The organism is Ruegeria sp. J8 (genome assembly GCF_056531925.1).
In genome coordinates, this window is the sequence record NZ_JBQFMR010000002.1 from 451,093 (window position 1) to 473,154 (window position 22,062).

Annotated in this window: 19 protein-coding genes and 1 pseudogene; 3 read left to right on the plus strand and 17 right to left on the minus strand. The window is 55.9% G+C overall.

Going from position 1 to position 22,062, the window contains the following annotated elements; translation table 11 throughout:
• The first annotated feature begins 1 nt into the window (after position 1).
• Genes ACR0L1_RS05810 through ACR0L1_RS05820 form a run of 3 tightly spaced genes read left to right on the plus strand, consistent with a single transcriptional unit; the run spans position 2 to position 2,185 of the window.
• Entirely contained in the window at positions 2-997 is a 996-nt protein-coding gene (locus tag ACR0L1_RS05810; protein WP_480857609.1) for an ATPase, T2SS/T4P/T4SS family, read from the plus strand.
• Positions 990-1,166, plus strand: a complete 177-nt coding sequence (locus tag ACR0L1_RS05815; RefSeq protein WP_480857611.1) for a DUF4177 domain-containing protein — start codon at positions 990-992, stop codon at positions 1,164-1,166. The genes ACR0L1_RS05810 and ACR0L1_RS05815 overlap by 8 nt, the downstream gene beginning before the upstream one ends.
• A gap of 20 nt (positions 1,167-1,186) precedes the next feature.
• Positions 1,187-2,185 (plus strand): TrbL/VirB6 family protein, encoded by a 999-nt coding sequence (locus tag ACR0L1_RS05820; protein WP_480857612.1) that lies wholly within the window; start codon positions 1,187-1,189, stop codon positions 2,183-2,185.
• Positions 2,186-2,273: 88 nt separating this feature from the next.
• On the opposite strand, the gene ACR0L1_RS05825 is transcribed toward ACR0L1_RS05820, so the two are convergent.
• From ACR0L1_RS05825 to ACR0L1_RS05905, 17 genes and pseudogenes are all read right to left on the minus strand, one after another.
• Positions 2,274-4,922 carry an ATP-binding protein gene (locus tag ACR0L1_RS05825; protein ID WP_480857829.1) on the minus strand — a complete coding sequence of 883 codons (2,649 nt, stop codon included), beginning with the start codon at positions 4,920-4,922 and terminating at the stop codon, positions 2,274-2,276.
• Positions 4,923-5,117: 195 nt separating this feature from the next.
• Positions 5,118-5,681, minus strand: a pseudogene (locus ACR0L1_RS05830) (AAA family ATPase); the annotation flags it as partial.
• On the minus strand, positions 5,678-6,856 hold the full coding sequence (locus ACR0L1_RS05835) for a metallophosphoesterase family protein (RefSeq protein ID WP_480857614.1): 1,179 nt from the start codon (positions 6,854-6,856) through the stop codon (positions 5,678-5,680). The gene ACR0L1_RS05835 and the pseudogene ACR0L1_RS05830, both read right to left, overlap by 4 nt.
• 132 nt (positions 6,857-6,988) lie before the next feature.
• Complete coding sequence (locus tag ACR0L1_RS05840; RefSeq protein WP_480857616.1) at positions 6,989-7,516, minus strand: AAA family ATPase; 528 nt, start codon at positions 7,514-7,516, stop codon at positions 6,989-6,991.
• Positions 7,473-9,230: an AAA family ATPase gene (locus ACR0L1_RS05845; protein ID WP_480857618.1), complete on the minus strand. Its 1,758-nt coding sequence runs from the start codon at positions 9,228-9,230 to the stop codon at positions 7,473-7,475. Before ACR0L1_RS05845 ends, ACR0L1_RS05840 begins: the two co-directional genes overlap by 44 nt.
• Before the next feature lie 223 nt (positions 9,231-9,453).
• Positions 9,454-11,343 (minus strand): type IV secretory system conjugative DNA transfer family protein, encoded by a 1,890-nt coding sequence (locus ACR0L1_RS05850; protein ID WP_480857620.1) that lies wholly within the window; start codon positions 11,341-11,343, stop codon positions 9,454-9,456.
• On the minus strand, positions 11,336-13,144 hold the full coding sequence (locus tag ACR0L1_RS05855; RefSeq protein WP_171727590.1) for a relaxase/mobilization nuclease domain-containing protein: 1,809 nt from the start codon (positions 13,142-13,144) through the stop codon (positions 11,336-11,338). Before ACR0L1_RS05855 ends, ACR0L1_RS05850 begins: the two co-directional genes overlap by 8 nt.
• Positions 13,131-13,721: a helix-turn-helix domain-containing protein gene (locus ACR0L1_RS05860; protein WP_171727591.1), complete on the minus strand. Its 591-nt coding sequence runs from the start codon at positions 13,719-13,721 to the stop codon at positions 13,131-13,133. The genes ACR0L1_RS05855 and ACR0L1_RS05860 overlap by 14 nt, the downstream gene beginning before the upstream one ends.
• Before the next feature lie 173 nt (positions 13,722-13,894).
• Positions 13,895-14,176: a hypothetical protein gene (locus ACR0L1_RS05865; protein ID WP_170610017.1), complete on the minus strand. Its 282-nt coding sequence runs from the start codon at positions 14,174-14,176 to the stop codon at positions 13,895-13,897.
• Positions 14,163-14,387: a hypothetical protein gene (locus ACR0L1_RS05870; protein ID WP_171727592.1), complete on the minus strand. Its 225-nt coding sequence runs from the start codon at positions 14,385-14,387 to the stop codon at positions 14,163-14,165. Before ACR0L1_RS05870 ends, ACR0L1_RS05865 begins: the two co-directional genes overlap by 14 nt.
• On the minus strand, positions 14,384-14,587 hold the full coding sequence (locus tag ACR0L1_RS05875; RefSeq protein ID WP_170610014.1) for a hypothetical protein: 204 nt from the start codon (positions 14,585-14,587) through the stop codon (positions 14,384-14,386). Before ACR0L1_RS05875 ends, ACR0L1_RS05870 begins: the two co-directional genes overlap by 4 nt.
• Positions 14,584-15,462 carry an ArdC family protein gene (locus tag ACR0L1_RS05880; protein WP_171727593.1) on the minus strand — a complete coding sequence of 293 codons (879 nt, stop codon included), beginning with the start codon at positions 15,460-15,462 and terminating at the stop codon, positions 14,584-14,586. Before ACR0L1_RS05880 ends, ACR0L1_RS05875 begins: the two co-directional genes overlap by 4 nt.
• 831 nt (positions 15,463-16,293) lie before the next feature.
• The gene (locus ACR0L1_RS05885) at positions 16,294-17,298 is read right to left on the minus strand and encodes a zinc-dependent alcohol dehydrogenase (RefSeq protein WP_171106061.1); all 1,005 of its coding nucleotides are present in this window, start codon (positions 17,296-17,298) and stop codon (positions 16,294-16,296) included.
• Positions 17,295-19,124 carry a PfkB family carbohydrate kinase gene (locus ACR0L1_RS05890; protein ID WP_171727594.1) on the minus strand — a complete coding sequence of 610 codons (1,830 nt, stop codon included), beginning with the start codon at positions 19,122-19,124 and terminating at the stop codon, positions 17,295-17,297. The genes ACR0L1_RS05885 and ACR0L1_RS05890 overlap by 4 nt, the downstream gene beginning before the upstream one ends.
• 22 nt (positions 19,125-19,146) lie before the next feature.
• Positions 19,147-19,329 carry a hypothetical protein gene (locus tag ACR0L1_RS05895; RefSeq protein ID WP_170610005.1) on the minus strand — a complete coding sequence of 61 codons (183 nt, stop codon included), beginning with the start codon at positions 19,327-19,329 and terminating at the stop codon, positions 19,147-19,149.
• A 385-nt stretch (positions 19,330-19,714) separates the two neighbouring features.
• A complete protein-coding gene (locus tag ACR0L1_RS05900) occupies positions 19,715-21,298 on the minus strand; it encodes a TRAP transporter large permease (RefSeq protein ID WP_171727595.1) in 1,584 nt (527 codons plus the stop codon).
• A 32-nt stretch (positions 21,299-21,330) separates the two neighbouring features.
• Positions 21,331-22,002 carry a TRAP transporter small permease subunit gene (locus ACR0L1_RS05905; protein ID WP_171727596.1) on the minus strand — a complete coding sequence of 224 codons (672 nt, stop codon included), beginning with the start codon at positions 22,000-22,002 and terminating at the stop codon, positions 21,331-21,333.
• Positions 22,003-22,062: the final 60 nt, after the last annotated feature.

A 22,062-nucleotide genomic window follows, 5' to 3' on the forward strand; every position in this document is an offset into this window, starting at 1 on the left:
CATGGCGGCCAGCTATCTGCAAAGCTCGATGGACAAGATCCCCGAGGCGCGCGATCCAAAGCTGATCGAGCTTTGCATCAATCCTGACGGCACGTTGTGGGCGGAGTTTCAGGGTGATCACTTCATGCGACGCGTCGATCGACAGCTCTCGCCCAATGAAATCAAAGACCTTGGCAACCAGATTGCTTCCGCCGCGAACACCACGCTCAGCCGGACCAAACCGATCGTATCGGTCAGCATCACCTACCGTGACCGCCCAATTCGAGCGCAGGTCATCCAGCCCCCCGCTGTCGATGGCGGCTACGCGATTTCCCTGCGGTTCTTTGCGGACCTGCCATTGGACCAGATCAAGCTGTCTTATCTCTTCGGCAAAGAACGCAAAAATGAAGGTGCGCGGCGCAAGCGCAACGCCGAGCTGCGTGATGTCGTGGCCACCGGCGACATCGACGCCGCGATCAAGTTCTGTGTGACGCACAAGCTCAACATGATCGCCTCCGGCGGAACCTCCACCGGCAAGACCGTCACGGCGCGAAAAATCCTCTCCTTCGTGCCCGCCGACGAGCGCATCATCACGATCGAAGAAGCCGCCGAGTTGCGTCCGGCGCAGCCTAATGTCGTCACGCTGATGTCTGATCGGGACGAAGCCATCCGCAGCGCTGATGTTCTGCTGACCTCCACCCTGCGCATGCGGCCGGACCGCATCGTCCTGGGCGAAGTGCGCGGCAAAGAGGCCATGACTTTCCTTGAGGCGATCAACACCGGCCACGGTGGCTCACTCACCACGCTGCACGCTGAGACCCCTCAGCTGGCCGTCCAGCGCCTCGCTATCGCCGCCCTGAAAACCGATGTGCCCATGACCTACCAGGACATGAACGACTACATCACCCGGTCGATCGATGTGATCATCCAGGCCGGTCGCCATGAAGGCGCACGTGGCATTACCGAATTCTACCTGCCGATTGATCCGGCCCATTCAAAGGAAACAGCCCATGTTTGAATACAAGATTGAACAGATCAACACCGCCAAAACAAAGCCCCCGAAGATCGAAGCGCAGCTGACCGCCCTTGGTCAGGATGGTTGGGAGTTGGTCTCCGTCGTGCCGGATTTCGACGGCGAGCACATCCTGAAAGCCTTCCTGAAACGTCGTACTGGTGACAGAGCCTAAAGCAGACCGAGGAAGATCCGATGGGCGTCGTCACCTGGATGGTAGAGACCACCGACAATTTTCTGGAAGACGCAGCCCAAACCACCTTTGGCAACGTCGCCGGACAGCTTGGCGGCGTCATTGCGGTCGCCTCCACGCTCGCCGTGATCGGCGTCTTCCTCAACATGGTGTTTCAGTACAAATCCATGGATGGGCGGACCGCCTTCTGGTTCGCCCTCAAGCTCATGCTGATCTCCCTCTTTGCGATGAACTGGGTCCAATTCAACGCGGTGGCCAGCGCGCTGATAAATGGACTCGACCAGCTCGCGGGCGGCATGGTGGCAGGACTTGGCGGGGGCGGTGCAGGTGCGTCCTACTTTGCCGAAGCCTTTGACGATCTCATCGAGGAATTTGGTGACTACCTGAACGCCGCCGGAGACAACATGCATTGGATGGCCGGAGCCCTGATTGGCGCGATCGGCGCGTTCCTCCTGGGCGTCATCGGCGCTCTCTGCGGGCTTGTCCTGATCTTCGCCAAGATCATGCTGGCCTTCATGATCGGCGTCGCGCCAATCATGATCGCGCTTTCGTTGTTCGATGTCAGCAAGGACTATTTCCATCGCTGGCTTTCCAGCACGGTGTCCTACGCGCTCTATCCCCTCGTGATCGCGGGCGTGTTTTCGACGGTTGTCGGAATGTCGCGCTCGCTCATGACTGAACTCGGAGACCCCTCCGGCGCGAGCAACATCGGCGCGCTGGTGCCCTTCTTCATGATGATGTTCCTCGCAGGCGGTATGATCATCGCCACCCCGCTGATCGTCCGCTCTATCTCGGGCAACTTCATGATGGCCGGACCGCCAAGCATTCCCAGTCCCGGCGGTTTCGCCAAGGGGTTGATCGGCACCAAAGGCTCACGGGCGCGGGCACGGTTTGGGACCAGGTCAAATGCTGAGATCGCCGGGGCTGGGATACGCCAGGCGGGCGGTGCTACTGTTTCACTGGTTCAGAGGGTTGCTGATAGGGCGAAGCGGTTGGAATAATTGTCATGGGGCAAGTTGGCCTTAGAACGCTACAGCCAGCTTCCAGGATTTTGCGCAGCAGTCTCGTCATCAATGCAGACTAAAGCGCTCAGTCTGGCATGTTTACGATCGCCACCCGATCGATACAGTCTCTTGCCAACTCGACCAGATGCGCGTGGTGTGTGAAGAGGATTGCTTGTCCGTTCGCGCCGATCTCGGCACAGAGTTGCAAGGCCGCTCGTGCCCGCACATCGTCAAATGTCTCCATGATATCGTCCAGGACCATCGGCAGTGGGCCAGGGTCACGCGCAAAGCTGCGATATCCAGCAAGACGCAACGCAAAGTACAGCTGACCCATTGTGCCCGTCGACATCTGCTCCACAGGAACCGTGTTTCCATCTGGCTGAATACCGACGAGCTTTTCGCCTTCGGACTGTGTCCAGACATCAACGCCGGTCCAGGCCGGGGAGGTCATGGTGACGAAGGCCTCTTCGACGTCGCGCAGCATGCTGCCGCGCCGCTCTGCCGCAAGGCGACGCAGCGCCCCTCGTGCCGCCAGCACTCCGAGTCTAGCCACAGCCGCCTGACGCGCGCCGCTCCGTAGCTCTTCCAGCAGAGTCGCTTGTTCAGTCGCGAGATCGCTGCGGTCGGCGGCCTGAAATGCTTCGCGATATAACCGGTCAGCTTCTCGCTGAGCATCGCGGGCACTGTCGCGGATGAGCTGTGCGTCTTGCTGAGCCTGTTCCAGCTCTGTCGAGCGCGTTGCGTCAGGCATCAGGTCTAGTTCCTCGGTGAAAAGATCGGCATCGACTCCTTCACGGGCTTTTTGGCGATCACGTGCCGCATTTGCCTTTTCCGCTCGCAGACGATCACGTTCAACCAACTTTGCAACACGATCGCGAGGCATCAAGTCCTGACCACCTTGCCCTTCAAAACAAGATTCTAGGTCGGCGTTCGCATCCTGGAGCTCCGTCTCTGCGCGATGTTTGAAACGGTCAAGTTCATCCCGTCGCGAAGCGGCCTCTTCCCGTTTTTCATCTGCCCGTACGGCCAAAGCGTGACGCGAGCGGGCGCGGTCGATGATCTGGACAGGATCTGCATCTGCATCGTTTTCAGGATCCCCCAAAATTCGGATCAAGCGCTCTGCGCTATCTGCCAGCGCTGCGATCGCTTGCTCCAAGGCCCCAATCCGCACCGAGAGCTTTCTATGCTCTCCATAAAGCCGCTGCAGGCTCCGCAGGTTCGGTAAAGCGGCTCGCATACCGTCAAATGAACAATCCGGCAACGGCAACGCAGCAGTTAACTGTGCAAGCTTATTCAAAGCGACGTCGAGATCGTCGCGCGTTTGATCTGCCTTTTTTTCTAGCTCAGCAATTGTCTTCTCGCCATCCCGCCATTTGGCCCAAGCCTCGCGATCGCTCTCTTCCAACGTGAGCGCTCTCTGAATTTGCGTGGGCATATCACCTCGCGCGGGATCATACCCGAGGGGACACGCCATTACAGTCAACGCATCGCAAGCCTCCGCTTGTTGCACAAGACGGTCTTTCAACGCTTTTTCAGCATTGGAAACATCGGCGGCGGCTTCGGCCGCCGTCGTCAAAGCTTGTTGGCGAGCGTTGAAGGCCGAAGGGGGCGTGCCTGCTTCAAACCCCAGTGCCAGCGCCAATCTGGAACAGCTTTCTGACAAGCGGTCATGTCTCGCAATCAAGTCGTCGTGACGGTTCTTTACAGTTTCATGCCGGGCTTCAGCGCTCCGCACCTGTCCCTGTGCGGCCAGCAGCCGCTGCCGAGCCTCAGCACCCGTAAGGTAATGTGCTCGGGCGCTGTCATCAGCGTACATCGCAGCCTCGAACTGGTCAGCCGTCTCACCCGTCAGATTGCCCCGATGCTGCTGCCATTCGATATCACGCTGACGCCGCGTCTCCTCTGTCTTGACGATGTCAACGACGTCAGGTGCAGCCTCCTGCGTAGATAGCTCTGCCCGGGCCTCCACCAACTCGGCTACGCGCGCCTCGAGGTCTTTCCGGGCCGACGCAAGATCGGCAGTTAGGGTCGCCCAGTCCTGACTGACTTCGTCGAGCTTTTCGCGCGCAGGTAGGCCTGATGCAACAAGGTCCATCCATGACTGCGGCAGACCAGCTGCGACCTTAGTCAGGCGTGCCAAAGCTTGGCCATGGGCAACTTCAAAAGCGGACATATCCGCCACGGCTTTCCATTTTTCAAAGGCGAGTCTCAGAGCCGTCAAATCTTGCGGCTCACGGGGCGCTTTGCCATGTTGGGCGAGAGCGACTTCAGCGGCCTCCTTTGCAGCACCGGCTGAAAGATTGGCCGTCATGCACTCCTGTACTGCGGTGGCGAGGTCCTCCAAATCATTTGCCTCTAAGGCGATTGTGGATGGCGGCGCATCCGGCACCTCGAGGAGAACCAAAATTTTGTCTATTTGCTGTCCGAGGTTGTCCAAGTCTTCGCGGCGACGGTCGAGGTCAGCCCTCGCGGTGCTCGCGCGCCCCAAAAGTGGTGCACCATCAAAAGTTAGTCGATCAAGCCGTTCCAACTCTGCCTTCAATGGCTGGGCCAAGTTGTCGATTGGGTGGTCTTCGATGATCTGATCTAGTTTGACGATTTCTTCTTCCGCTTCAGTGGCTCGGATCGACTGAGCCGCGATTTTCTCGACCAGGCCAGCGACACGCTCTGCCGCATCTGGGGCAAGGTCGGGACCGCCGGGAAAATCGGCCAAGGCTTCAGTCAGTTGCCCCATCTTCTCGGTCCGATCATACCATAACTCTGCAGCCTTCGACGCTGCTTGTCGTTGATAAACTTGTCGAAGATCAGCATCGGCAGTTTCGAAATCGGCTACTGTCCGGTCACGATCTTGGCGAAGTTTGCGCTCTCGCTCAGTCGTCAAGTGATCAGCACGCAATTCGCGACCAATCTCTTTGAGGCGATCACTGCCGGTCTTCAATACCGTACCCCGACCACGTTTCTTGTAGAATTTGTCTGCTCGCTCGGCCAAGGAATCCAGAGTTTGAGCCATCCCTGTCAGGCCGGAGAGGCCTGCATGCAGGAGCTGGCCAAGGTCACCCTGCGCTCCGGCGATCCGCTCGCCGCCCTCTCGCAGACCTTTCTCATCGAGTGAAAACCGTTCCTCATAGCTGTCTCGCGTAAGGCCGTGCAGAGCTCCAGACAAAATCGCCTCGTTGATTGGGCGTTCGTTCGAGTCCAGCAGTGATTGGGTTCTCTTACTGTTGCGACGCAATACTGTGGTTCCACGTTCAGGCAGATCAAGCTCTGCGCCCACTACAAGATCACTTCGATCGAACCGGAATGCGTAGGGATGTGCCCCGCCTTTGAAACCGAAAAGCAATTCCAGAAAACCATTGAAAGCGGTAGACTTGCCTGCCTCGTTCTGTCCGAAAACCACCGTTACATCGGGTTTCCCATCGGCCGGTTTTGGAAAACAAATTTCGGCATCTTTAAAGCGCCCATAACGGATAAGATCCAACCGGTTCAATCTCATTGGGAGGTACCCGCATGCAGAGTTAGAGAGACTTCTGCAACCGCTTCTTCGAGAAGCGCATCCAATCTCTCCTCAGCAACCTCGTCTGTGATTTCTGACGGCATAGCTAGACGCAGTTCTTCGAGCTGTTGGAGAGCGGCCTGTCGAAAACCATCTTCGGAGAATTCCACCTGCATCAAGCGAACCAAATCGTCTGTCTCGGGACTGGCTTGGCTGACCGACGGTACCGATTTAACCTTATCGAGGAATACGCCATTAATACTGTCCAGGACTTCTGACGCCAGTACTGTAACAAGCTCCGTACCATATCGATCCGAGGTAGTGTTAAGGCGTACCGCTACATCGCGCCCTGGCACTTGGGTGGTCATTAATCCGTCGCGCAATCTTCTAAGTACCTCTTGTTGGTCAGAACAGGCGCTTAGGTCTAGAGAGCATTCAGAAAAGCCAAGTCGCCCAACCGCTTGGCGTTCAAATTCCGGGACCCCATCCCCCATCGAAACCAAGGTCACAGTTCCCCCGTGACGCTCGCCAAAATGACGCGGTTGCGGGATACCTGGCATAACCGCCAGAACCGATCCATCAACTCGCTCAAACGGTGCGTGAATGTGCCCCAGACACCAAAGATCGAAACCGTGCCCCATCAGGTCCTGTTCAGCGCAAGGCGCATAGGGATCATGACCTGGGGCACCATCTAGCGAGGTGTGCATAAGACCAATATTTCGTTTTCCCGGAACTGGAACTGGGTAGTCCGGTAGGAAGCTCTTTGCCACATGCGCCGTATCGAAAGACAGGCCATGGAACGCAGCATCACCGATTTCGACGGTAGGAGCGTCTTTGTGCAAAAGATGGATATTTGGCCCCAAGTCTCCATGAGCATTGTGATCCAAAAGCGCGTCGTGGTTGCCCCGGATCAGTACCGTGGGCACCCCAGCTTCTGCGGCACGCGCCAGCTGAGTTATCAGGAAAGCACGAGACTTAAGATCCGGGTAACCATTGTCAAAAATGTCACCCGCTAGCACTAACGCATCGACCTGTTCCGATATCGCCAGATCAACGATCTCGACAAAGGCATCACGGCTGGCCTGCTTCAAACGATCTCCGAGGTCGGGATTGCGTAGTGCTAAAGATCTTATGGGTGATCCGAGGTGAGTGTCAGCTGAAACTAGTAGGCGCATAATTGTTCCGTCCGTATTCCACGAATGGTGCGGTTCTTACCCCGACACAACAGTTTCGCAGTTGGCCTGGCGTCGTGGTGCCTCCCTCGCAAATAGGGGTAAGACCATCCAACTGTTCGAGATCGATCCAAATCAACTTTCTGCACCCGTAAGAGCCTTGTAGTGCACTGGTGCAACGGTTTGAATCATCTCTAAGAGGTGCTTAATATTTGTCTGAGTTTCTCCAACCAATGCTGGGTCAAGGCCCGACATGGTCGGGTGTGATAAGTCATTGGTATACTTATACAAAGATGACTTGATCTGCTCGTCATAGTCAAGGTTCTCCAGCTTCTTGAAAAAAGACTTTCCGGTAGAATGCTGATCTAGAAAGGTCTCGAGCACTTTTCTTGCTATGTTTGGGATTGGATAAGACTGAGCAATCGTTCCATCTGAAACAAATTCCGCAAGAGTTCTAAACAGATATATATATTCGTTCCGGTTTTCTATGAGAACTTTATCCAACGGCTTAAGATCGGTCTCTCTGGCGGCAGGACTGGTATTGGTGCAGTGCAGCATCCAATACGACTTATCTTTCTGATTTCCATAGGTAAACCATCCTAAAAGAAGCTTTAGGAACTCAAAATTGTGCGTCAAAAGAAAGACTTGCCGCGCATCTTTCACTGCACTCTTCAAATAGGAAAAGGCCTGATATACTGAACTGGAGTCCAGACTGGAGATCGGATCTGTCGATCACAACAATCCCATCTTCAAGGTCAAAATCTTGGTCATTCAAACCGACAACGAAATACAGGAATGTGATGGCTGTTTTCTCGCCTTCACTTAGCCTCTTTGCCGCTCGGCCAAAACGCATTACTCGATAACCCTCTCCTTCAGGTTCAAACCTTAGATCATCACGGCCCAAAAAAGAGGCCAGTTTCTGAGACAAGTCAGCGGCCGCTTGATGGGAGTTAGATATTCTAGCTCGGTTGTCTTTGATACGTGTCTCTAGATCCTTAGTACCCAGAGTGCTTTTCTCCGCATCACCGTCAATGCAGGCCTGAATCTCGCCTTCCAAGACACTGATTTCATCTGAAACATCTTGAACATCTTGTTGGATGGCCGACAAGAAATGTGTTTCGATCTTCGAAAAATTGCTGTCGAGCCGATTCTGGTAATTATCAGTTTCTGCATTGTGGCGTCTGATAAGTGAGTTGAGTGCTTCTACTGCCGCATCCCAGGTTGAACTGCTGAGGGCGGGAATCACCACCTCATAGCATTCTGTACGCCTAGTGAGCTTGTCCTTAAGCGCTTCATCCATTTCTTTCAGGTTTGACAGTATCCCGGCTTGTTCTTCGGAAAGGACCTTTGAATTCTTTGAGAATTCTTCCTGAAGTTCAGGGTAAAGGTTTTTCTCACTCAAGCCTTTAATACGTTCAATTTCGTCTCTGGCTGCACGAACTGAGGAAATCGCACTCTCGATCTCTAACTTTAGTTTACTATCAGATTCGTTGAAGTGTGCAGCTAATTCTGCTTCACGGTCCTCGGGAATTTTTTGCAGGCAGTACTCGCAAATTTGGTCATCTTTCCTATCGTGAAGATCTCTCCCACGCTCGACCCAATTCGCCAATTCTGGATTGTTTTTTATGCGCTCTATTGCAGCAGATATTGCACTTTTTCGCCCGAGGTTTAGGATAACGTCTCTCAGCAGTTTTAGCGTCTCAAAGAGATTTTGCTCACCTTCGTGAGTTTCCATTTTAACAGTTGGAAATTCATGCAAACGGTCTAGAGCAGTCTGTTTCATTTCCGCAGAAGTGACGGCCAACTCATCGATAGAAAGCTGCTTAGCACTGGACAATTCACCATAGGCTTTTTCGGCGTTCCGTTTGTTATAAGTCCTAGTGACGGCCCCTTTGGAGGCTTCGGTAATTTTTGGGGCCACATCAGTGAAGAGCTTCCCCTTCTTTTTTACCAACTTATCTCTGTCAGCCGACTTTTCCTTAAGCTGCTGTTTCAGTAAGGCAAGCTGAGTCTCGTCCGACTTCACAGTCTCAGCAAGTGCCTTATTTTCTTCACCTATGACATATATTGGATTGAGCGTGCCTTCGAGTTTGCCAATGTTGGCATCCACATACTCCGCATTGAATACTCTAATCTTGCGCGAATAGGGGGTTCCCTGTTGAAAATCTCCGTCTTCGGTCTTGATCTTGTACTTGAGGTTGGGGAAACCTTCCGCTTGTCCCTTGTTCAAGTCTGCAAAAAAACGGGACAGTGTCGTCTTTCCCGAGCCGTTGAGCCCGTAGATCAAGTTAAATCGCTTAAAGGGTTCCATCCCCGCAGGCTTTTTGTAGTTTGAAAAAACGCCAAGATTTTCAATTTTCAAGAAGTGTTGGATCATCTAAATTTCCAAATACTCAAATTTTACAACGAAGTTCATTGCCACCTCTCACTATGTGTCAGCGGCCAGTGAACTGGCAACCGAAATCTCGCGCCAAAATTGTACCACCATCCATCAACAGCAACCCCGAGAGAGTGTCTTCGATGACTTAAGACGCCATAGCTCACCAAACTGACTGTACATCGAGCCTGAGAGTTTCTGTGCAAAAAACCTCCCGGTCAAACTACCGGAACGCATCTTCCAAAAAACGATCCACCCTTTCTGTTCCAGACCGATAATCATCCAGACTAGGTTCATCACTGGACTGCACGCCCTGCCCGTAAGACGCCAGTTCTTCGATCTCTTCGCGCCGTTCCCCACCAACTTTTGATCCCTCAGCAGCAACCACCTTAGGCACCTCAAGCGCTCCAATCTTTGCCTCCAGCGCCTTGATCTGTCCTTGCAGCCCGCGCATCTGGTGCCCCGCAGATGGATATGGCAGCTCTCCGGTCTGCTTGTCGAAGATTCGCAGAAAGAACCGGTCTTCATAGTATTTGATCCGTTTGGCCCGCACGGGCATTTGCGCGTCGACCACCAGAACGATGTCATCAAGATCCATACGCCGTGCCTCATCCTCGGGTAACAAAGCCGTTTCTTCGGTCCGTTCAGACATGCTGCGCCCGGCGAAGGGGTTGCGGCCGACCGATCGCGAGCGGGTCACAACGCGCTTGGTGGTTTTGCCGACGGCTTTGCTGAGCTCTTCAATGGTCTTCTCATCTGAGGGCGTAAGATAGAGCTTGATGCCCGCGTTGCCCTGCAGGGCACGCCGGGCATTTTCACCGTAAATTTCATCAAGCGCAGGGATGGTCTGGGTGACGATCGCGAGATTGGCGCGGTAGGATCGCAGGGTTTCGATGCTGTCGAGCACGATCGGCATTTTGCCCAGGCGATTGAACTCATCGAGCATAATCATGACCGGCCAAGGCTCGTCCTTGCCGGGTTCATGGTCCTGCAGCGATGCCAGCAAGTCCGAGAAAAACAGGCGGATCAGCGGCGCGAGGGGTTTAACCATCAGCGGCTCGACCACGAGATAGACAGAAAACGGTGTCTTTCGGATATCGCGAAAATCGAAGTCAGAGTTCGCGGTTGCGCGGTCGATTGCGGGATTTGACCATTGTTTGAGACCCGAGGTCATCAAAAGCGAAAGGTAGGATGTCAGCGTGTCGTTGTTGGTCGAGGCCATGCGCATGAAGATCAACTTGGCGGCTGGATTGACCACTTCGTCGGCGCGGCGTCGATATTCCTTCTGCTTGTCACCGCCTGATGCGGTGATGCGGTATATCTCGCCCAGAGTCGGCCGCTTTCGCTCAAATGCCAAAAGCCCTGCCGCAACAAACAGATCGATACCGCCATCAAGTAGCCCTTGAACCCTGTCGTTGTCAGCTTGCAAGAACAGCGAAGCCAGGAGCTGCAGCTCCATCTGCTGGCGGTCGACATTTTCGAGCGCCGAGATGCGCAGCAAAGGATTGTACCGGTGCGAGCGGCCATCCTTCCAGTCAGTGGGCGCAAACCGGAACACCTTGTCGCCCTGCGCTGCCCTGTGGCGCGCTGTTGCCTCGAAGTTTTCGCCCTTTACGTCCAGCACCACGGCACTGCCCTGATAGGTCAAAAGGTTCGGGATGACGAAGCCCGTGGTCTTGCCGCGTCCGGTCGGGGCCACGATCAGGGCATGGGGGAAGACCTTGGACATCACAAAGTGTTTGCGGCTCTTGGGCTTACCCATCTTTCCGAGAACAAACCCATGGCCGGGCTTTCCGAAAAAGCCGTTCCGCTTCATCTCGGACAATTTCTGCCAGTGGGTTTCCCCAAATTTGGTTAGCGCGTCGTTCATCAAAACCGCGCTGAGTAAAAAGCCCGCGCAAGTGCTGATCCCCACGATCAAGTGAACAATCTGCATATCGCCCGGGTGGGTCGTTCGAAGAACCCCATAGCTGCGCGCAAGCATCAAGAAATCGATATCCGCCCCGACCCCGAACCAGCGGAATGTCAGAAAGGCCGACGCCAGAACATAGCCCAACACAGCGCCGAGAAGAGCAAAGCTCATGACGCCAATAGCGATCCGCGTCTTACCCATGCGTCATGCCCTTTTCGCCGTCGGCATCGACATGCCGCTCGCGTTGAACATCAATTTCTTCATTGGCGATCTCATCAAGGACATGCTCCATCGCCACACTGTTCGCCAGAGCAGCGTCGCTCTGTAGGTAGGCCTTGGCCGCATAGAGCCGGTCCAGGCGGTCTTCGATGTGTTCTTCAAGCGTGGTTTCATCGCCAATTGCCAAGTCCGGGGTGTTTTCTTCACCGGCCAGATCCTCCAGTTCGGCCCTCAAGGTCTCGCGCTCCAGATCGCTGCGGAATGGATCTGCGGTCGGGTCGTCCCTCATACGGCTCAGGATATCAGCGGTAGTCGGCGGCAACCCGTCGACTATGGCTTCCTGCCGGTCGGCCTCCACCACTCCACTGTCCTTGAGAACTTCAGCATCGGCCAACATACGACCCAGATCACTGTGCACCTGGTCAAGGCGGTCGATCGCTTTCTCGAGCTCATCGGCGCCTGACAGGTCAAAGCCGTCCTTCTCGGCAATCGCCTTCAAATCCTGTCCAAGCCATTGCCGCTCGAGCGCGGCATTGCTCGCGCCGACTTCAACGCGACGCGCCACCTCTTGCGCGTCAATGCCAGTGTCTTTCAAAGCCTGCTGAAGGCGTTCGGCAAGAGCTGGATCCTGCAAAGCATCTTGGGCCTCGGCCCGTATATTTGCAGCAGAATAGATCCCACTCTTGGACGCGTCTTCGAGCAAGGTGTGAGACTGCGTTCCCATGGGGCTCAGATGTGACAGTGAACGATAGATGTCGTTCAGCTCATGCTCAAGCGCCGCGCGCCGCTCCACCGGGGCGTCCGCCACAATGCGTTCGGCTTGGTTGATCTTGTCGTGAAAGGCATCCACGACCTCGTCAAAGGAATGCTGTTCTTCGGCCATGCCATATACCTTTCCATCTGCTTCAATTGGTTTACCCTGCGCCAAGAGCGTCGCAGCCTTGTCCAAGGCAGCTGCAATGTCATGCTGGTTCTCACGCGAGGCCTCGGCCGCAAAGCCGCGATAAAGCCGCGCGTTCTGCGCCACCTCAGCCAAGGCACGGTCAAGCTCCGGCCCCACGCGCTCACGCTCGGTCAGCTTGTGCCCCGAGGCTTCTGCACGACGCTGCTCTACATCGCTCGGCCTCTTCGTCGTGATCCCACGCTCCAGCTTTCGCGTCGCTTCTAGCCTCAGCCCATAGTGGTCGGACACCTCCACCATGGCCTCGCGAAAACTGTCGTAGTTGAAATGGTGCCCTTCTTTCAGAAAGAAGAATTCACCGTCCTTGCTTCGCCGGTTCAGAACGATATGGGCGTGCGGGTGATCCCGGTCCTCATGCACGGCGGCGATGTAGTCAAAATGGCTGCCTTCGCCCTGAAAGAACCGCTCGCAGATCTCGCGCGTGATCTCGGCGACATCCTCACCGCGCGTGCCAATTGGGAAAGCCATCAAGAGATGCGAGGTATGTCCCAGCTTGGGATGAAACCCCTCATTCCATTGCGCTGAAAATCGGCGCGTGACCTGTTCGATCTCTTTGGCTGACAGGACGCTTTGGCCGTCATAGGTACCACGGCTGTCGATGATGAAGCTCGACTTGGCGGTCAGGTATTCCAGCTGGTTGCGCAGCTGCGCTTTGTTGTGCGTGCCGCCGTCGCGAATGGCTTTGAAGATCGCTGGGGAATGGCCCATGGCGGCGCGCGCCATCTGCTTGGCGCACGCGCGCGGAACGCTGCCGCGAATGCGGCTCCAGTCACGATCGAAGAAGGCCTCCTGCGCGGCGGCAACGGCGCTATTCCGGGCCATCGACAAAGCCTCCCAATACGCGGGCAACCTCGCCAGACAGCGCGCTTCGGCGGCGCTGCGCCATGTCCTGAACCTGGTCAGCGATGTCGAAGATCAGCCCGGCCAAGGCGCGCACCTGGCTATGGGCAGAGTTGCCATAGGGCGGCGTCTTGCCCTGGCGCTTTGCCTCGTTCAGGCGCTGCGCAATTTGGTTGATGTTGTTGCCGGTGCGATTGAGCGAGGCCGATAACCCCTGCATCTGGTTGGCCAGTTCATCGTCGGGAACAAAGAGATCGTTTGAGGCATGGATCAACCGCCGCAGCCCCTCCGCCCGGCTGGCGATATCATGCCGCGTCAGCACGGCATCAAAGCCCGCCAGCTCCTTTGGCGTCAGCCGGACATTCACCAGTTCGGAGCGCACTCGCGCATCAAGCTTGCGGCTTTGATCGGCCTTCAACGTGTAGAAGATGCTGCGGGGCGTGACGCCGAATTCAAGGGCCAGATCCTCGATCGACACCCCTTCGGCACGCTTGCGCGCGATGGCAAAACGCTGGTTTTGCGTCAGTCGCTTGTGCCGTGGTGCACGCGGTCGGCCCATGTGAAGTAATCATCCCTATTTCTTGCTAGCATCATACAGGCAGCCCTGTTATGGCATTTCGCCATATTTGATTCAATATTATAATATTGCATCAACTGCCTGTATTCCGTTTGGAGCAGCCATAGGCTGCGACCGCCGGGCAAAGCCAGCCTCATGCGCAAGGCATGGCACCACTAGTCGTGGTTCCACGCCTCAGCATCGCCAAGCAATTGCAGCGCTATTGCGCGGGCCGCGCCTTCGGCGCTGGCATAGGTTTGATGATCGGGCAGCTCGTGCAGATCAAAGTGTTGTTGCGGGTCGTCCGGGGTCTCAACTCGGACATAGATCGCCCAGCCATCAATCAGTTCTGGATCATCACAATACTCCTGCCCGCCATCGGGCAGATTGCAGAACCCATGAAGATGCACGCTGGCGCGGCCCTCTCGGGCCGCCTGCCTGATGTCAGAGTACTTCATGGCAATCCGCGGCGCTTTCCTCGATGAAAAATTCGTCAGGCTCGCCGTTCAGGAGGGTGCCATCCTGACCGGTCAAGCCGATAGCCGACCCGTTCCGCATGAATGTGATGAAGTATTGCCCGAGGTCATCACGCGTCACTACATACCCGCTGTTGACCCAGTGAACGCGGTTGCCCGCGTCCACTGCTGTTTTGATCTCTTCCAAGGTCATCGCAACGCCTCCTCAAGGATTGCGAGTGCCCCGAGACAATCGTCGATATAGGGCTGCTCTTCGCCGTCCAGATCGTTCAGTTCCAGTCGGTTCAACACCGCGTAAAGCGTGGCGTGCGCCTCACGGGCGGCGCTTCGCAAGCTGACGGTATCTTCCAGACGCGCCGTCGCAAAATCATCGCTGTGATAGTCGGGAGTCATGCTGCCACCTCCTTGCTTTGACCTGCTGCTTGCAATGCAAAGTCTGCGGCTTTCTGCGCTTCAGATGCCGCACGAAAAATCGCCCGTTTGTCCTCTTTGAACGCTTTCAACCAACCTTCAACGTAGGCGGCGCTTTGGTCGAATTCCGGCGCGACGCCAATCTGAGCACCAAGAAAACAAGCGCCAATTTCTGCGACCAGTTCTTCAAAGGCATAGGCTTCTCGATTTGCAAACTTCTTGATCCGCTCCAGCCGCTTTTCGCTGCCGGTCCAATGGATCACCTCATGGGCCAACGTCCCATAGTAGCCTACTGCATCGTGAAACGTGGCAATCTGCGGCATGTGGATGTGATCTTTGGCTGGGCTGTAATAGGCGCGCGGATCATCACTGGTGAGGATCTCTGCCCCTGTCCGGCTGAAAAACGCCTCAAGCTCAGGATCTTCGGCTGTGCCAAGATCGCGCGGGGCCTCGGGCCGGATGTAGTAGTCCTCCGGCAAACCCTCGATCTGATCGGCATTGAACACGCGATAGGCGCGCGCATAGGGCAGTTCTTCCTCAATACCCTGCTCGTTCTCTCGGGTGAACGTCCCGTATTTGACCACAGTCGAAGACGTCTCGCCTTTGCGGACTTGGCCGCCCAGCTCTTGCGCCTGCTTGTAGGTCATCCAGCGGCTGGACACATAGCCATGCTTTGCTGCCATGACCCAGAGCATCAAGATGTTAATCCCGCGATACTCCTCGCCATTGTGTCGGGTTGGCAGGGCAATGCCCGACGCGCTCCCAGTCCACGGCTTGCGCCATGGCGGCGTGCCTGCCTCAATCTCTGCAATAATGGTGTCGGTGACGTGGGCATATACATCAAACTTCGGTGCCATTTGTGGCCTCCTCGATCAAAGTGACGCGGGAGAGGCTTCACGCCCCTTTCCGCCGATGGGCTGCGCCTCGGCCACCTGATCTGACCAAATACGCATGTATTCGGCGGAACTGAGTGGGAGAGGGCAAAGCCCGACCCACGGCCCTGAACGGGGCTGTCAATCGGCCACATTTGCGAAGAAAATGTCTGCGCCAAAATCAGACGCCAATTTGCCCCGCGAGGAATGGCTCGCCAGCGAGACAGGGGAAATTGGTGGCTGATTTTGGGGATGGACTAAGGTTGACCGCCACGGTCAGGGATGTTGGGCGGACCCAACAAAAGGAATGATGCCTGGATCGGGGGGAGCGGGCCAACGGCCCGTTGAGCCTCGGTGCAGTCCGTATGGGAAAGCCGTCCTCACGGGACGACAATCATGTAATTTCGTGGTTAGAGTGAGCTGTGCAAGAAATTATTAGAATCATGTTTTCAAGGAACAAATCGTGCAAACAGAGGGCTCATTCGGTCGAACAATCCAGCTTTTCCTCGTAGACGGGAAGCCAACCGGGCTGCGAAAAGCGACAATCCATGGTTGGACAGGTTTGCTTTTTGTAAGCGGCGCTTCAGCTTTCGGCGACCTGACCGCTCGTGATGAAGTTGATGGGACCGGCATCGATATCCTCTCGGGCCCCGATCCCGAAAAGCCGGTGCCACCCGCACCTATATTGGCTCCGGAAATTCGGTGGCCGAGAGGATCAAGCAACCTCTCGTGTCCCAAATCATCTGACGACGGACACCGCCTCAAACTGGTTTCCTAAGGCAGTGCCACGCAGGTACTTCGGAATAGTAATTGAGTTTACAAGTTAGCGAGAACGAACTTCACGCCATCTGCGGCGAAAGATCGGTCAAAGCCGCTTCGCCAGTCGGACAATGGAAATACATCCGTGACAAGGCTCTCAAGGTCGATAGCGCCGGAGTTCATCAGCGCCATGGCCCTGTGCCACGAACGCGGCGTTGAGGCGAAACCAGAGGTGATCGTGAGCTCTTTGTAGCAAATAAGATCCGACGGCAGGTCCGAGGATTTCCCCGACAATCCCATTTGCACAATATGCCCGGTACGCGCCGCAAACCTGAGCGCATCGGCGTATCCAAGAGCATTGCCGGAGCATTCGATCACCGTCTCAAAGCGGTCATGCGGCAAGCCATCGCCCACTTTCGAAACGTTGAAGCCAAGTTTCTGGGCCAGATCAAGGCGAGGTGCGTCGCGATCTGTCCCGCGAACGGTGACATCCGCTCCTTGCGCGGCGGCCACCTGTGCAGCAATCAGTCCGATAGACCCGGGTCCAATCACCAAGGTGGGCTGCGACGGTTCGACATATCCGTGTGTACCAAACATCGAGTTTGTGACGCAGGCCACCGGCTCGGCGAGGCTGGCAGCGGCATCTGACATCGCCGCCGGCACGCAGTGCAAACTGCCAACCGGGACTTCAACTAATGGCGCCATTGCACCGTTAACGTGGCTTCCGATGGAGCGACGATCGAGACAAAGATTGGGCCTCCCGCTCCGGCAATAGCGACAGGTTTCGCAAGTTGAAAAGAAGGTTTCGGCAACAAAGCGCTGCCCGATCAGTGCCTTGTCAACTCCTTCTCCAGTTTGGACGACTCTGCCACAGACCTCATGGCCCATCACAACAGGCGGTTTCACATTGTATTCGTTGCGGTAGATATGAAGGTCCGTGCCGCAGATACCTGCGGCGGCCACCTCAAGAACCACATGATCGGGTCGTGCGACCGGCTCGGGCCACTCCACGAGGTCGACATCCCCGGCTTTTTCGCTGCGCTTGGTGACACCTTGCATCATTTCATACTCCTCCCTTCCAGGAAAAATTCAATCAGTCGTTTGTAAGTGACAGCCATGCGGTCCACCGCTTCCGCGTCGTCGATGTCGCCGGAAAACCACGATTCTGCGGGACCACCGAAAATTGTCCGGCCAATCGCAAAACCTTGACAGCAGGCACTCTTACCGGCGAGGCGCAATGCAGCTTCAAGCAAATCAGCGGGTTCGTTCAGCCCCAACACAATCACTCCTCGACAGGTGTCGTCGTGTTCGCGGATCGTCTCGTCCAACTGCGTCCAACCGTCCGAAGTGGTCAGCGCGGGCAATTTCCACCAGTCGGGCCGCAATCCGGTTTCGTAGCACTGAGACACGCCCCGGATGAGGGTTTCGTCATCGCGCGGCATGTTGAGCGGTGGCACGAGTTCCAGCATCCATTCAGCGCCTGCGGCGCGACAGGACGCCTGGAGATACTTCAGCGTGTCGAACTGCTGAGCGCGCAGCTCGTCGGGATCGTCAGGAGAATACCAGACCAGAACTTTGGCAACCTGTCCCGGACGCCAGCTCGCAACGTCTTGTGCCAGCGCGTGCCCCGCTTCGCAGATCAAGGGGCGCGATCCGGTCACCTCGATGGGACGCCCGGTCCAGATACCGTCGTCCGCAAGCCGGTCGAGCACGGTTTGCCCATATTTCGGGTCCATGAGCATACCGGGCTGCATCCCCGTTACGCCCTTTGCTCCCAAGCGCATTGCCTTGAAGACCAGGTTTTTAAAACGTTGGGCGTGTTCGTGCGGCCGATTGTGTTTTCTTACGAGCTCATCGAAGGGCTTTCGATGGTCACATGCCAGAGCCAGCACAGGTACCTCCAGCGGCGGCCTACTGTGCGCTCGGTGCAGTTGACTCAGCTCCGGATCATCCTGGGCAACTCCATCCAGGAAGAGGTCGAGTTCGTCGGGATAAGGCATTTCCGTTGCACAGCCATGCCTCGTGGCCACCAGCGCTCCGGCGGCGTTACCTCTGGCCAACGCCACCTGTGGCGACGCGCCGACAAGCAACGCGGCAGTAAGATTGCCTAAGAACGCATCCCCTGCTCCTACCGGATTGACGACATCGATTTTGTGCCCTGCAACCTGAAATTCGGCATCGGCTCCCGACCAGCGCGCCCCGTTCGGCCCGAGCTTTCTGACCACCGTGACATCGGCGGGAAGTGTTATGTCACCGGAAAGGATCAGCGCTATCTCCTCTTCGTTGCCAACGACTATGGAAACCCGAGGCAGCAGGTCGCGCACGCGCGCCACTGACCCTTCCAGCCCGAGTTGGAATTCCGACCATAATGAGCGGCGTAAATCGATATCCAACACCAGGGGCACCTCTGCCGCCTCAGCAGCATCCACAATCGGCGAGGCCGCTCGCCAAGCCTCCGCGTCGGCCACATGAGTCCCGGTTAGCGCTAGGAACTGGGCGTTCACAAAGTAATCCGTCGGGATCTTGTCAAACTCGATACACGCGTCCGCAGAATTGGCCCGGTAGAAGTCCAGCTGGTCGGCCTCGCCGTTGAGCATGCCAAGAAAAGCTAGGGCCGTTCTCCGGTCCCCATTCACGGTCATGGCACGTGTATCAATGCCTTCTCGACGCAATGAACGCATCAGGTAGCGGCCCATTGGATCGCTCCCGACCGCCGAAATCAGCCCGACCGTTGCGCCAGCTCGCGCCGCTGCTATTGCCATGTTGCCACTGGAGCCACCCGGGTAACGTGCAAAACTTCGGGTTTCCTCCAAAGGACTGTGAAATTGCTCGCCATAGAGATCGACGGCGATCCGACCAAGAAAGACGGCATTAGGGGCTTGCACCATGTTTTAAACTCCGAGGTTCGGCTCAAGCGGCACAATCGGGCCGCGAGGTTAAGGCCGTCACCATACTTGGTGCCTCGGCCCGCCGGTGGTTTCCGATAAAGCGTTTCAAGAAAAGGATTTTTTGTGACTCCACCTCTACCGCTGCGCCTTCGATGCTGGTCAACGTTGTGGTGAGCGCGGTTTTCTTCGCGAGTGTCTGCAACAAAGCCTACTCCTTTGGATCTGCCGGGCATGTGTTGAATTTACCCTTTTGATATTTGATCAAAGATCATTTAAATTGTCAATGGCCGAAGAAAGCCCTCCACCTCAAAACTTTCTATCCGCTGAAGAACCTGCACATGCTCGTGCAGGCCTCTTGAGAAGACGGCTTCCATCAACCGTTGCAGGGCAAAAAAGCCTTTAGGAGACCCCTGTTTTCAAGTGGCGGCGTCTGTTCGATTGAACCGGTCTTCCGTACGCCCAAATGCAGGAAACTGATTGAACGAAGGCGTACCGATGCGTTTGCGAACTGGTTCGTTTTTCTCCATCTCCCCACCACACCAGAGATTCTCGGGCCCCCGTCTGGGAGGAAACGGAGGCCCGACTTGCCTCTAGTGAAGAAACAGGGTCGTGATTTGCGGAACCAGGAGGATGAGCATCAGCACCATGATCTGAATGCCTATGAAGGGCAGAAAGCTCTTGAAAATATCCGGCAGCGTGATGTGCGGAGGAGCAACGGACTTAAGATAGAAGGCCGCGCCGCCGAACGGTGGTGACAGAAAGCTGACCTGCATGTTCACGCAAAACAGCACGCCAAACCAGACTTGAACCGCCAACTGCGAGTCAAGCCCACCGGTCAACCCCAGTTCCTCCCAAGGAAGCTTGAGGACGATCGGAAGGAAAACGGGCATGACCAGCAGCACGATTCCGGTCCAGTCCATAAAGGCGCCCATAAACAGGAACACCAGCATCATGATCAGTAGCACGCCAAGCGTCGGCATCTCCAGCCCAACGATCAGGTTGGCTACATAGGTCGGGCCGCCGGCGATCGTATAGGCACCGGCGAGCGCAGTCGCGCCGATTGTCACCCATATGATTGTCCCGGTGGATTTGAACGTTCGCATCGACGCTTCGCGTAGCAGAACCCAAGAGAATTCACCGCGGAAAATGATCAGCAACAGCACTGCAACCGAACCGATTCCGGCGGCCTCGGTGATCCCGGTTATTCCGCCATAGATGGAGCCTAGGACCACGAAAACGATCAGGAGAGGCGCAACCATGCCCTTGCCGTATTCCCAAGCTGTCTTGGCTCTTTCAAGACCAACAACTAACATGAGGTAGGCAAAAAGCGCGGCCGAAAGAATGGCGGACTTGATCATGAAGCCAAGGGATACATAGCTCGTGTCAATCTCAATCGTCCCGAGCGTGTTGAAGAAGACCGCACGCAGGGACAAGATCAAGGACCCTGTGCCGACGATCATGGCAATCAGGGCGAGGCCGTACAAACGCTTTTCTTCACCTGACAAGTCATTCTCGGAAGTCTCTGGTAAAGGCGCCAGATCAGGTTGGATTCGGGTTCGGATCAAAATGTACGCAATGTAGCTGAACGCGAGTATGAATCCCGGGACAAAGGCTGCCTGGAACAGCGCATGGATGGACGTGTCGGTAACCAGGCCGTAGAAAATCAGAACGATTGACGGCGGAATCATTGTCCCCAGAGAGCCGGAGGCACAGATGGTTCCGATGGCAAGGTTCTGATTGTAGCCAAGCCGTAACATTTGTGGCAGCGCGATCAGTCCCAGAAGCACCACCTCGCCACCGATGATGCCGGACATTGCCGCCATGACAACCGCCATGAGCGCGGTGACGACGGCAACTCCACCGCGGGTGCGATTAAGCCAAACGTCGAGGGTCGAGTACATGTCCCGCGCGATGCCTGAACGTTCGAGCAAGTTCGCCATGAATATGAACAGCGGCACTGAGACCAGGACATAACTTGTCGTAATCCCGTAAATTCGCTGAAGCAGAATATTCAGCGGACCGGTGCCAAATTGACCGAAGAGGAGGTCGGGGCCAAACTTCATGACCATGACGACAACGGCCAGAAAACCTGAGGCAAATCCCAGCGGCATACCAATCGCAAGTAGGAGGAGCATTCCTACCAGCAAGACGAGCGAAATCGTTCCAATGTCCATAATTGCGTCTTTCCTTTCCGCGCTTCTCGGGGTTATTCTTTTTTGCTGTCGGAAGGGGAGAAGTCGTCGCTATCCTGGACTTCTCCTTCTGATGCGCCGTCAATCCAGTCTTCATGGTCCGCCGCTATTCCCGCCGGGCGTGCATCCAGATGATCTACAGCGAGGTCTTCGAGCAGCTCTTCGAAGTCCTCTTCGCCGTAGTGTTTCTCTCCCTGATCGGTGCTCCAATCGTAAATCAGGTTAGAAATCGCCTGGAGCGCCAAGAGCGCCATTGTGATTAGGATGAGTGGTTTGATGGTGGCCGGTATCGGTGGATTGAACTTCGTGCCGTACCGCTCCCAACTCAGGAGTTTTTCAACGGCCTCATTGTATCCGCCCCAAATCAGCGCCGCCGCAAAAATGCACACGCAGAAGGTTGAGAGGATATCGAAAATCCGCCGCAGCCAGAGCGGTGCCAAATCATAGAGAATGAATATCCGGATGTGACTACGCTGCTGCATAGAGTAGAGACCGGCCATCAGATACACAGCGCCCGCGACCCAAAGCGAGGTCTCATTGACCCATAGCGTTGGCCGCAAGAATAGGTAGCGTAAAACGACTTCCAGAAAGATGATCGAGACGATGAATGCCGGGAGCCACATTGCAACTCGGCTGATGCCCCATGTGATCGGATCCAGCGGACCTGTCTTTTCATGTTCGGTCATTTTCTTGGCCTCCCAGCGTAAACGCGTATTCACCAGCGTTTGGGTTCGGTTTTTATAAGT